The sequence below is a fragment of the Rhizobium sp. SRI_017 genome (assembly GCF_057586295.1).
On record NZ_JBYCZP010000010.1, the window covers coordinates 171473 to 182646 of the forward strand.

Annotated in this window: 10 protein-coding genes; 6 read left to right on the forward strand and 4 right to left on the reverse strand. The window is 63.1% G+C overall.

Features of this window, described 5'->3' with window-relative positions; translation table 11 throughout:
- Positions 1 to 103 precede the first annotated feature (103 nt).
- The 4 genes from AC2YI2_RS21780 (at position 104) to AC2YI2_RS21795 (ending at position 4521) form a co-directional block, all read left to right on the forward strand.
- Positions 104 to 1303: an ROK family transcriptional regulator gene (locus AC2YI2_RS21780; RefSeq protein ID WP_487388584.1), complete on the forward strand. Its 1200-nt coding sequence runs from the start codon at positions 104 to 106 to the stop codon at positions 1301 to 1303.
- Positions 1304 to 1445: 142 nt separating this feature from the next.
- A complete protein-coding gene (locus tag AC2YI2_RS21785; protein ID WP_487388585.1) occupies positions 1446 to 2447 on the forward strand; it encodes a tagatose kinase in 1002 nt (333 codons plus the stop codon).
- Positions 2444 to 3718, forward strand: a complete 1275-nt coding sequence (locus tag AC2YI2_RS21790; protein WP_487388586.1) for a D-tagatose-bisphosphate aldolase, class II, non-catalytic subunit — start codon at positions 2444 to 2446, stop codon at positions 3716 to 3718. Before AC2YI2_RS21785 ends, AC2YI2_RS21790 begins: the two co-directional genes overlap by 4 nt.
- A gap of 23 nt (positions 3719 to 3741) precedes the next feature.
- Positions 3742 to 4521 (forward strand): SDR family NAD(P)-dependent oxidoreductase, encoded by a 780-nt coding sequence (locus AC2YI2_RS21795; RefSeq protein ID WP_487388587.1) that lies wholly within the window; start codon positions 3742 to 3744, stop codon positions 4519 to 4521.
- Positions 4522 to 4560: 39 nt separating this feature from the next.
- On the opposite strand, the gene AC2YI2_RS21800 is transcribed toward AC2YI2_RS21795, so the two are convergent.
- The 4 genes from AC2YI2_RS21800 to AC2YI2_RS21815 form a co-directional block, all read right to left on the reverse strand.
- Positions 4561 to 5307, reverse strand: a complete 747-nt coding sequence (locus AC2YI2_RS21800; protein ID WP_487388588.1) for an ATP-binding cassette domain-containing protein — start codon at positions 5305 to 5307, stop codon at positions 4561 to 4563.
- Positions 5300 to 6364 carry an ABC transporter permease subunit gene (locus AC2YI2_RS21805; RefSeq protein ID WP_487388589.1) on the reverse strand — a complete coding sequence of 355 codons (1065 nt, stop codon included), beginning with the start codon at positions 6362 to 6364 and terminating at the stop codon, positions 5300 to 5302. Before AC2YI2_RS21805 ends, AC2YI2_RS21800 begins: the two co-directional genes overlap by 8 nt.
- A 113-nt stretch (positions 6365 to 6477) precedes the next feature.
- Positions 6478 to 7467 carry an ABC transporter substrate-binding protein gene (locus AC2YI2_RS21810; RefSeq protein WP_487388590.1) on the reverse strand — a complete coding sequence of 330 codons (990 nt, stop codon included), beginning with the start codon at positions 7465 to 7467 and terminating at the stop codon, positions 6478 to 6480.
- A 171-nt stretch (positions 7468 to 7638) separates the two neighbouring features.
- The gene (locus tag AC2YI2_RS21815) at positions 7639 to 8541 is read right to left on the reverse strand and encodes a sugar-binding transcriptional regulator (RefSeq protein ID WP_487388591.1); all 903 of its coding nucleotides are present in this window, start codon (positions 8539 to 8541) and stop codon (positions 7639 to 7641) included.
- Positions 8542 to 8782: 241 nt separating this feature from the next.
- Between AC2YI2_RS21815 and AC2YI2_RS21820 the strand changes: the two genes are divergently transcribed.
- Both AC2YI2_RS21820 and AC2YI2_RS21825 read left to right on the forward strand, forming a co-directional pair.
- Positions 8783 to 9700: a tagatose-bisphosphate aldolase gene (locus AC2YI2_RS21820; RefSeq protein WP_487388592.1), complete on the forward strand. Its 918-nt coding sequence runs from the start codon at positions 8783 to 8785 to the stop codon at positions 9698 to 9700.
- Positions 9701 to 9715: 15 nt separating this feature from the next.
- Positions 9716 to 11161: an ROK family protein gene (locus AC2YI2_RS21825; RefSeq protein ID WP_487388593.1), complete on the forward strand. Its 1446-nt coding sequence runs from the start codon at positions 9716 to 9718 to the stop codon at positions 11159 to 11161.
- Positions 11162 to 11174 lie beyond the last annotated feature (13 nt).

Consider the following 11174-nt stretch of genomic DNA (forward strand, 5'->3'; position numbering starts at 1 on the left):
ATTGGCAATACGCGGCGACGATGGCTCTATGTTACACCTCAGAAAAGCAAGACAGGGGCCTGTTGTTAACGGCCGTCGGACAACGCCATTGGGGGGCTTTTGATTGAACGAAACGGTGTCGATCACCAATTCGCCGCGCGGCATCCGGCAGCGTAACGAAGTGGCGGCGCTGAGGGCGCTTCATCAGTTCGGAGCGCTCAGCCGCGCCGGCCTGGCGCGGAAGCTCGGGCTCAATCGCTCCTCGTCGGGCCATATCATCGCGGGCCTGACGGCAGACGGTCTGGTGCGCGAAGTCAGCGAAAGCCAGTCCGTCAGGGCGAACGCACATGCCGGGCGCCCCGGCATCATGCTCGAACTGGTCCCCGAAGCCGTGTTCTTCATCGGCGTCGAAATCGGCGTCGAGCATATCTCGACGGTGGAAATCGACCTCGCGACTAACATCATTTCCAGCAAAGTGGAACCCTTCGACGGCGCTTCGACCGATGTCGGCCCCGCCGTCCGGCGCGCTATCGAGATGGCGTTCGAAGCCATCCCAGCCACGAGGCGGGATCGCTGCGAGGGGTTCGGCATCGCCACGCCAGCCCAGATGGATCGCCACGGCTTCGTCCGGCTGGCCCCGCTGCTCGGTTGGGAAAATGTGGCCCTCACCGATCTGATGCGGGAAGCCCTCCCCCTTTCCGTCCCGGTCGCCGCAGAGAACGATGCCAACGCCTTCGCGATCGGCGCCACCTATGGCCGCAACGAACTGCATCCCGGCGTCACCCTTTTCCTGGTCATGGAAAGCGGTCTGGGCGGCGGCATCGTCGTCAATGGCAATCTTTTTCGCGGCGCCAACGGCCTGGCCGGCGAAGTCGGTCATCTCCGCATCAGCAGCGCCTCGGGGCCGGACCGGAATCTCGAGCAGATCATTGGCCTCGAGAGCATCATGCAGGCCTATCGCGGCGTTTCGCGCGAACCGGAGCCATCGTTCCAGGCGCTCCTATCCGATGTCCGCGACCGTGTCCCGGGTGCCGTCACGATCGCCGAGGAGTGGGCCCGCGCGCTCGCCATCGGTCTCATCCAGGCCTGCCGCGTCGTCGATGCCGACCGTATCGTGCTCGGCGGATCGGTGGCGGCACTCTACCCCCTGATGGCCGCGCGCGTCGCCCATCATATCCAGTCGATGCAGGAGGCAAGCTTTCCGATGCCCGCCATTGTCATGAATGACAACGAGACGATAGGTCCGGCCTTCGGCGCCGCCTGCATGCTGCACCAGCGCTATCTTTCACTCGAAAGCCAGCGGTTTTCCGAAGACACGGGTTGATGACCGCTCCACAATGTCTTGATATGTTGCAGGAAACTACAAAACAATTTGTCTCGCCGTCTGAAGGAGATGGCACCTGCGCCCTGGGGATCACGCAGTCTCCTTCCCGAAAAGCCGAGATGCCAGCGCCGAGTACGCGACCATGCCCTTAGATCAGACAGCAAACCATTCCGCACTTGCGCCGGACGCTCTCGGCCCAACAATCACCATTGGCGAGATCCTGGTGGAGATCATGGCCGACAGCCGGGGCAACGGCTTCCTTGAACCGATCGAGCTGACGGGTCCCTATCCCAGCGGAGCGCCCGCGATCTTCATTGACCAGTGCGCACGGATGGGCGGCGCAGCCGGCATTGTTGCTTCTGTCGGCAACGATGACTTCGGGCAGCTCAACATCGAAAGGCTTCGCGCCGATGGCGCAGACGTCTCCGCTATTTCAGTGAGCGACGACTATCCGACCGGCAGTGCCTTCGTGCGTTACCGCGACGACGGCTCCCGCGATTTCGTTTTCAACATCGCAAAGTCGGCAGCCGCCCAACTCTCGCTCACATCGGAGGCCAAAGCGCTCATCGCGCGAGCCGGTCACCTGCATGTCATGGGCACGGCCTTCGCCATTCCGGGCGCCTGGGACATCATGGAGCACGCCATCGGCACCATCAAGGGCCGCGGCGGCAGCATTTCCTTCGATCCTAACCTCCGCAAGGAGCTGCTCGGCCGGCCGGATATGCAGGAACGGTTCGCGAGGTTGGTCGAAATCGCCAATCTCCTCCTGCCCTCTGGCGACGAACTCTTCGTCGCTGCCGGCATGGATGGCGAAGACACGGCGGTCCGCTCGCTGCTCGCCGGCCATGCGACCGAGATCGCACTCAAGCGTGGCGAGCATGGCTCGACTTTCTTCGGCGCCGATGGCGCCCGCATCGATTGCCCAGCCTTCAAGGTCGAGGAGATCGATCCGACCGGTGCGGGTGATTGCTTCGGCGGCGCCTATGTGGCTTGCCGCAGGCTCGGCATGCCGGCGGGCACAGCACTGGACTACGCCAACGCCGCCGGCGCCCGCAACGTCACCGTCAGAGGGCCGATGGAAGGCGCGGGCACCCGCCGGGAGCTTGATGATTTCATAGCGGCAACGGGGAGGCACGCACTGTGACGGGGTTTCTGAGACAACTCGCCCAGTCGCGCCGTGATGGCAAGCCGGCCGGCATCACCTCGGTATGTTCGGCGCACCCGCTGGTCATCAGGGCTGCCGCGCGAAACGCTGCCCTAGTGTCCGGCACGCTGCTGATCGAAGCCACCTGCAACCAGGTCAACCAGTTCGGCGGCTATACCGGCATGCAGCCGCAGGATTTCGTCCAGCTCGTCCATCGCATCGCAGCGGAGGAGCAGCTGTCACAGGACAATATCATCCTCGGCGGCGACCATCTCGGCCCGAACCCCTGGCGAAGCGAAAGCGCCGAAGCCGCGATGGCCAAGGCGGAAGAGATGACAGCCGCCTATGTCAGTGCCGGCTTTCGCAAGATCCATCTCGATGCGTCGATGGGCTGCGCGGGGGAGCCCGCAGGACTCGACGATGCCACGACGGCCGGGCGGGCACTGCGGCTCGCTCAGGCGGCGGACGCGGCCGCGGCACGCACCGGCGGTGAAATGCCCCTCTACATCATCGGCACGGAAGTGCCGCCACCTGGCGGCGCCCACCATGTGATTGCCGACCTCGAACCGACCAGCGTGGAGGCGGCCCGGCGGACCATCGACATTCATCGCGAGACATTTCTCAAGGCCGGCATGGCGGATGCCTTCTCGCGCGTCATCGCCCTCGTCGTCCAGCCCGGCGTCGAATTCGGCAACGAGAATGTGATCGCCTATGATCGGGCCAAGGCGCGGAATCTGAGCCAGTTGCTCAAGCGCGAGCCGAGCCTTGTCTACGAAGCGCATTCGACAGATTACCAGGGCGAGCAGCCCCTCCGGCAACTGGTCGAAGACGGATTTGCGATCCTGAAGGTCGGGCCGGAGCTGACCTTCGTGCTCCGCGAGGCGCTTTATGGGCTTGACCTGATCGCCAGCGACCTCGTCGCCGATTATCCGCGCCGAAGCCTCATGACCGCCATGGAAGCACTAATGAGGGGAAACCCCGGCCATTGGCAGGGTCACTATCACGGGTCGGAGGCCGATCAGCGCGTCCAGCGGCACTATTCCTATTCCGACCGCATTCGCTATTACTGGAATCATCCGGAGGCGAAGGCAGCTGTGTCGCGGCTCACGAGTGCGCTCGACCGCCAGATCATCCCAGCCCCTCTTTTCCGGCAGCATCTGCCCCGTTTGGCGAAGCATGCCGGTCGGCCACTCCGCGCACAGGAATTGCTCATCGATGCGGTGCAGGTCGTCCTCGACGATTACCAGACCGCTTGTCAGCCCGATCAATGACAATCCAAATGGGGGAAGCATCAATGGCTGACTTTGGCGGCAAGGCCGCGCTCGTCACTGGAACGTCGGGTATCGGTCGCGCTTCGGCACTGGAACTGGCACGCTCGGGTGCCCGCGTCCTATGCCTCGGTATCGATGATCGTGCCAATGCCGAACTCGAAACGATAGCGCTGACCGACCAACTCGATCTCACCGTGCGAAAGACGGATGTTTCGCAGCCCGATGAGGTCAAGGCCGCAATGGCCGCACTTGAAGAGAAGTTCGGCGGGCTCGACGTCATTGTGAATTCGGCCGCTATCCATCCCTATGGCACGGTCGTCGACACGGATCCGGAAATATTCCTTCGCGCCTATGCGGTGAATGTCGGCTCCATCCAGCTCACGGCGCGCTATGGGATTCCCTTGATGCGCCGGGGTGGCGCGATCATCAATATCGCTTCCGTGCAGGGCCATGCCTGCCAGAAGAATGTGGCCGCCTATGTCGCCACCAAAGGCGCAATCCATGCGTTGACGCGCGCGATGGCGCTGGATCATGCCGCGGAGAAGATCCGGGTCAATTCGATCAGCCCCGGCTCCGTTCGCACCCCGATCCTGGAACTCGCCGCACGCACCCTCGATGGCGATGATGCCGATATCGAGGGCGCCTTTCACCGATTTGGCGCCGCCCACCCCATCGGGCGCATCGGCGAACCCGAGGAAGTTGCCCGCCTCGTCGCCTTCCTCGCCTCCGACCAGGCAGGCTTCATCACCGGCGCAGACTACAGGATCGATGGCGGGCTGCTTGCAGCGCTGGGTGTGCAATAGAGCGTCGGGCGCACTCGACGCGATCGAGTTGCGCCCCGCCTATCCGCCGATCATGAGCCTGACGACTTCGTCGTGGTTGGTCTCGGCGATGTTTCGCTCGCCCGCAACGATCCCGCGCCTCAGCACCACGATCCGATCCGAGACGGCGAAAATGTCCTGGAGATTATGGGAAATGAAGATGACGCCCCTGCCCTGTGCCTTGAGCGACTTTATCAGCGCAACAACCTTGCGCTGCTCGGGCACACCCAATGCCGCGGTCGGTTCATCCATGATCAGGATCTTGGCGTTCCAGTAGACCGCGCGCCCGATCGCCACCGCCTGGCGTTGACCGCCGGAAAAGTTGCTCACCGGCGCGTCGAGCCGCTTCACATGGAAATCCAGAAGCGCCATCGTCTCGGCGGCCGCCTTGGCCATCGCCTTGCGATCGATGACCGGCAGGAAGCCGAAGGCCTTGCGCATCGGCTCGCGCCCCAGGAAAATGTTTGCGCCGATCGTCAGATTGTCGGCGAGCGCGAGATCCTGGTAGATCGTCTCGATGCCAAGCGCCCGCGCCTCCTGCGGCGACGAGAAGGTCACCGGCTGTCCCTCGATCAGGATTTCGCCCGAGGTCGGACGATAGACACCTGAGATCGCCTTGATCATTGTCGTCTTGCCGGCGCCGTTGTCGCCCGCGAGCGCCACCACCTCGCCCGGCCGCACGACCAAGGAACAATCATCGAGCGCGCGGACGGCGCCGAAATGCCGCGACAGATTGCGGACTTCCAGCAGCGGGGTCTGACTATTCATCTTGCTTGCCTCCGCTGAACCGCCGCTGCGCCTGGTCGATCAGAACCGATATGATGATGACGACGCCGACGGCGATGAATTGCCAGAAGGGTTCGACGTCGAGGAAGACCAGACCATACTGGATGACGGCGATGACGAGGGCGCCGGCAACGGTGCCGATGATGGAACCCGAGCCGCCGAACAGGCTTGCTCCACCAATCACGACTGCCGCGACGCTGTCGAGCAACAGCGGTTCCCCGGCCTGCGCAGCACCCGCCGTGAAGCGAGCGGCATAGAGAGCGCCACCGAGTCCGGCACACATGGCGGACAGGACGTAGAGGCGCAGGATGTGCGCTTTGATGTCGATGCCGGCGCGCCGGGCTGCCTGGACATTCGCGCCGATCGCATAGTTATGCTGGCCGAAACGCGTCTGGCTGAGCAGATAGTGCATGAGAAGCACGAAGACCGCTGTGACGATGACCAGAAAGGGAATGCCGAAAATGCGTCCATTGCCAAGGGCGGCGAAGTAGGAGTTGGACACGGGCACGGTGGTGCCGCCGGCAAGCAGAAAGGCAGCCCCGCGTGCCACGCCGAACATTCCGAGCGTGCCGATGAAGGGCGGAACCTTGAGCCGCGAGATCATCAGGCCGTTGACCAGGCCGGGGATCGCCGCCACGAGGATTGCACACAAGATGCCGACCAGCATTGCCAGGGGCAGCGGCATATAGAGCCCGGCAACATTGGTCAGGTGAGCGGCAACCACCGCGGCCAGACCCATGATGAAGCCGGTCGACAGGTCGATGCCTCCCGAAATGATGACAAATGTCTGCCCAATGGCGATCAACAGAGGCGCCACGGCGAATACGGCCACCGACTGCCAATTGTAGGACGAGAAAACGAAGGTGCCCCCGAAATCCAATCGGGCCCAGATTTCGAAGGTCAGGAGCAGGGCAGCGAGGAAAAGCCATGCCCGCAACTGGGCAATGCGCTGGACGATCGTTTTGGCGACCTCACCATGGTCTGCCTGGGGTGCCACATGCTTGGTGGCATCATCGAGAGATGCTTGTTGTTCTGCCATCACGGTTCCCGGACGACGGTGTCCGTCGCATAACGCTCGGCGCGCCGTCTGTCGAAGGCCTCAAAAAATCGGCACCCGGCGCGCCGCCGGGTGCCCAGTCGTCGGGAGGATGCTTATTCGGAATAGATGAACTTGGCGACGTTGGGGTCGCCGACATTCGACTTGTCGATGACCGTAAATCCGGTGCCGATGGCGGTCGGCACCGAATTTCCGGTCAGGTGGGCATAGGCCGCCATGACCCCGAAATAACCGATCTCGGCCGGATGCTGGGCAATCGCCATATCCACGAGGCCGGTATTGAGATTATCGACAATGCTGCCGGGCGCATCGAAGGCAACGACACGCACCTTGCCGGCCTGACCGGCTTGCTGCACGCCGTTTGCTGCACCCAGTGCGGAGAACAGGTTGGCGCCGAAGACGCCGGCCAGATCCGGATTGCGGGCGAAGACGGCCTGCAGCTGCGAGGCGGCCTTGTTGGCGTCATTGTCGTTGAACTGGGTTTCAAGAACCTCGATGCCCGAATGCTTGGCCATTTCGCGCTTGAAACCTTCCTCGCGCTGGTCGGTCGTCGAAATGCCCGGCTTGACGTTGGACACGTAGACCTTGCCCTTGTCGCCAATCGCCGTCGCCAAAGCACGCGCCGCGATTTCACCGCCGAGAATGTTATCGGACGCGATGTAGGAAATCGGGAAATCCGCGTCGCCGGCGCCGGTCTGGTAGACGCCGGTTCCGATGAAGGTATCGACCGTGAAGACCGGGATGCCGGCATCAAAGGCCTTCTTGAGCGGCTGTACGAGCTGGGTCTTGTCGGTCGGCGCGATAAGAATAGCGCTCGGCTGCTTGGCGATGACCGCGTCCAGAACCGGAACCTGGGTGACGGGATTGAAGTCCGGCGCACCCTGGAAGACGAGTTCAGCGCCCACCGCCTTGGCGGCCGCCTCGGCGCCCTTGCGCATGGTGATGTAGAAGGCGTCCGTGGTCAGGCCCGGTATGAGGGCGATGGTGAATTTCTTGTCCTGAGCGCTGGCGGAACCGGCGGCAAGTCCGGCCGGCGCGGCAATCATCATGGCTGCAGTGGTCTTGATAAATGAACGACGCTCCATAGTCTCCTCCTGATGTAAGCGAGTTCGAAAAGCTTGATCCGACCTCCTCCTCCAGAAGACCGGCGACGCCTCTAGTCATGCCCGGGTTTTCGTTTGCGTCAAGTGAAATTTCTTCCTGAAACGAATTTCTTTCATTTCGCGCTTGTCTGCCCTGCGGAAAATCGCCGCCCTTTAGCGGTCGCGGACGATACTCAGTATTGCCTGTGCCGTTGCAGTGTCGGTCACTACGGCATTGATCATGCCCGAGCGCGCTGCGCCGACAATACCGGCCGCTTTCTCGACCGTCGCGGCCACGCCGATCGAAAGACCTGCACCTCGCAATTGGGCGGGGGTCGCCGCGATCATGCGGTCTTCACCCTCCCAAGTGAGGATCCGACCTTCGAAATCGACATAATGGCGGATGACGTCCCCCACCGCCCTGAGCGACTGCTCGTTCAACGTCGCGGCACTCGCTTCCGGCGGGTTGATGGCATGCGGGAGCCCGATGCCGACGATGCAGCAGTCCAAGCGGTTCCAGAGATCGGTGGTCTCGCTGACGGACGGATCGCTCATGAAGGCCTCCCGCAATTCCGCCGACGAAATATAGGGTGCATGGAGGAAGTTCGGTGTTCCACCGGTTTGTTCGGCCGCCCGGCGCACGAATTCGTTGATCTGGAAATGCGCGGCCGCTTGCTGCATGCCGCCGTTCAGTGGCACGATCAAGGCACCCGGAATGCGCGGCAGGCCCGCGCTCACGACTTCCCTGATTGCGCGCCCCCATCCGATCCCGACCACCGAACCCGAGCCCAGCCCCTCCTCCTTGAGCAGGTTACCCAGAGGTGCCGCGAGCGCGCCGAGGACGCCGGTCGCCGGCTTGTCGATTACCGCCGCGCGCTTCAAGCCCAAGATTTCTACCAGCTCCAGCGTCACCTCCTCGGGAGAAGCGAGATCGAGCACCTCGATCCGGACGATGCCGGCTGTACGGGCCTTTTGCAGCAGGCGCGAGACCGTCGCGGTGGAAACGCCAAGTTTGCGGGCAATGTCGACCTGCGTCATGTCTGCCTCATAGTGCAGCTTGGCGACCATGTGCAGCATAGCCCGCGATTCGGGAGTTTCCTGGGACGGTAGCGGAGGCAGCTTGCAATTCCTTTCTGAAACGTGTTACACGAACGCGACTTGAAGGAGTTATCGCTGAAATACAGCAGAATCGCAATGCGTCGGAAAGCCTGGCTTGGAACTGTTCTAGAATACCGCCACGTTGCGTGGGCTTTTTCCGGCGCCTTCACACCTTCTTTGCAAAAGCCGCCGCGATTTTCGACCTGAGCAGGAGTGTACAATGGCAGCAATGACAACAGCGGAACGGCGCGGATACCAGCAGATCTGTGGCGCCGACGGAGCCATGATGGTGATTGCCTGCGACCAGCGTGGCGGAATGCGCACGCTGCTTGCCGCCACACCCGAAGAGCAGGCGAAGATCAGCAACGAGACATTGGGCGACACCAAGGCCGACATTACGTTGCATCTCGCCTCGCATGCCGGCTGCGTGCTGGTCGATCCGATGTGCGCCGTGCCCAAACTGGTCGATGACGGCACATTGCCCCGCGATACGGCCTTGCTGATCGGTATCGACGCCTCGGGCTGGGATACGTCTCCGGAAGGCTACCGCATCTCGAAGATGGTCGAGGGCGTGGATGCGCGGCGCGTGCGCGCACTGGGCGGCACCGGCGGCAAGATCATGGTCTATCTGCGCATGGACGTGCCGGAAGCCAATACCACGAACCTCGCGACGCTGAAGGCGAGCATCGAGGACTTTGCCCGCGAAGACCTGCTCCTCGTGGTCGAGTTTCTCACCTACCGCCTCGATGGCGAGAGCGCCGAAGACTACGAGGCGAAGCTCCCCATGCTGATCCAGGAAGGATCGCGCGCCTGCCTGGAGCTCGGCGCCAAAGTCTTGAAGATACCCTATCCCGGTTCGGAGGAATCCTGCGCCGCGATCACCCGAATGGCCGACGACGTGCCGTGGGCCGTGCTGTCGGCGGGCGTCGATCACCAGACTTTCCTCGGCCAGGTCGAGGCCGCGATGAAAAACGGTGCCTCGGGCGTCATTGCCGGCCGGTCGCTGTGGAAGGATTGCATCTCGCTCGACCGCGAGACCTCCAAGGCGAAGTTGTCGACGACGGCCGTTTCGAGATTACGGGATATCCAGGCGCTGATTGCACGCTATTATCGGGCGAGCCACAGCAAGGCGGCCTGAGACCCGGCGGCAGACATGGTTACGCAGCACTACACGATAGGCGTCGATATCGGCGGCACGAACATTCGTGCCGCAAGGATCTCGCCGTCAGGAGCCATCCTGCAAAAGAAGATCGTGGCCGGCAGCCGCGACCGCGAAACGGCGATCAGGCTGATCACCGACCTGATCCGCGAAATGGACGACCCTGACACCATCGCGATCGGCGTCGGCGTTCCCGGTCGCGTGGATGCGACCCGAGGCGAGGTGCTGTCCGGCGGCTATCTCGACCTGTCCGGCTGCGACTTCAAGCAGCAGCTCGAACAGACCTTCGGCAAGCCGGTGACCCTTGCCAACGATTGCAGCATGGCGCTGATCGGCGAAACCGGCGTCGGCGCGGCGCGTGGCGTCAAAAACGCCGTGATGCTCACGATCGGCACCGGCATCGGTGGCGCGGCGATGGAAGGCGGCCGCATCGTCAATGGCCAGCGAAGCGCGGGCCAGCTCGGCCATCTGGTCGTCAATCACGCGGGCCGCCAATGCCTGTGCGGGCAGCGCGGTTGCCTTGAAACGGAATCCTCCGGAACCTCGCTCCGCCGTCATCTCGACGAGGTGGGCTATCCGGCCGAAACCCGCTTCGAAGATATCCTTCCGCTCGCGCACGCCGGGGACGAGCGGGCGCTCTCGGTCATGACGCGCTGGGCGACCCCGCTAAGAGCAGCGATCGGGACGCTGTCCGCCGCTTTCGACCCTGCGGTGCTGTTGCTCGGCGGCGGCATGGGGCAGGCGGCGATCCAAGCCCTCGGCTTTCTGCCGAAACTGGAAGGCTGGTACGACTGTGATGTGTGCGCAGCGGCGCTGGGCGACGATGCGGGTATGATCGGCGCGGGTCTCGCTGCAAGTGCAGCCGCTCTTGAGGCGGACGGTAACCTGTCGGGCGCGCGCGACCGCAAACGCGTGCTGCTGGTCAATGGCATTCCCGCGTCCGGCAAGAGCCGCCTTTCGCACACGATCTCGCAACGCACGGGCTGGCCGATTCTGGCGCTGGACACGGTCAAGAACCCGTTCCTCGAGCATATCGAAAGCGTCGACCGGCTGTTCAACCGGACACTCGGCAAGGCGAGCTACCAGGCGATATTTTCGATCATCCGAGACGCACCACGCGGGTCCACCTTCATCGTCGACGCCTGGTTCGGCTTCCAGCCCCTGTCGCTTCTCGAGGAGCATATCGCCTCCTCGGGCGTGACCGATATCGCGGAAATCTGGTGCCATGCTCCTGGCGAGGTTCTGGCAGAGCGCTATGCCGCGCGGCTTGAGGACCGGCTTCCGGGGCATCCCGGAGCGGAATACATTCCAGAGCTGGTGGAGCTAGCAAAACGCGCAGCGCCCACCCAACTCGGCCCTGTCCTCGATATCGACACCAGCCGGCCGGTTGCCGATAATGTCGTCATGGCATGGGTGATGGGAACATTGTCCGCAGAATGATGCCGCGACACCA

Bases quoted from the DNA above. Each gene is read 5' to 3' on its own strand.
- AC2YI2_RS21810 (WP_487388590.1), bottom strand. From the start codon at position 7,467: ATGGAGCGTCGTTCATTTATCAAGACCACTGCAGCCATGATGATTGCC.
- AC2YI2_RS21820 (WP_487388592.1), top strand. From the start codon at position 8,783: ATGGCAGCAATGACAACAGCGGAACGGCGCGGATACCAGCAGATCTGT.
- AC2YI2_RS21795 (WP_487388587.1), top strand. From the start codon at position 3,742: ATGGCTGACTTTGGCGGCAAGGCCGCGCTCGTCACTGGAACGTCGGGT.
- AC2YI2_RS21825 (WP_487388593.1), top strand. From the start codon at position 9,716: ATGGTTACGCAGCACTACACGATAGGCGTCGATATCGGCGGCACGAAC.
- AC2YI2_RS21800 (WP_487388588.1), bottom strand. From the start codon at position 5,307: ATGAATAGTCAGACCCCGCTGCTGGAAGTCCGCAATCTGTCGCGGCAT.
- AC2YI2_RS21785 (WP_487388585.1), top strand. From the start codon at position 1,446: ATGCCCTTAGATCAGACAGCAAACCATTCCGCACTTGCGCCGGACGCT.
- AC2YI2_RS21815 (WP_487388591.1), bottom strand. From the start codon at position 8,541: ATGCTGCACATGGTCGCCAAGCTGCACTATGAGGCAGACATGACGCAG.
- AC2YI2_RS21805 (WP_487388589.1), bottom strand. From the start codon at position 6,364: ATGGCAGAACAACAAGCATCTCTCGATGATGCCACCAAGCATGTGGCA.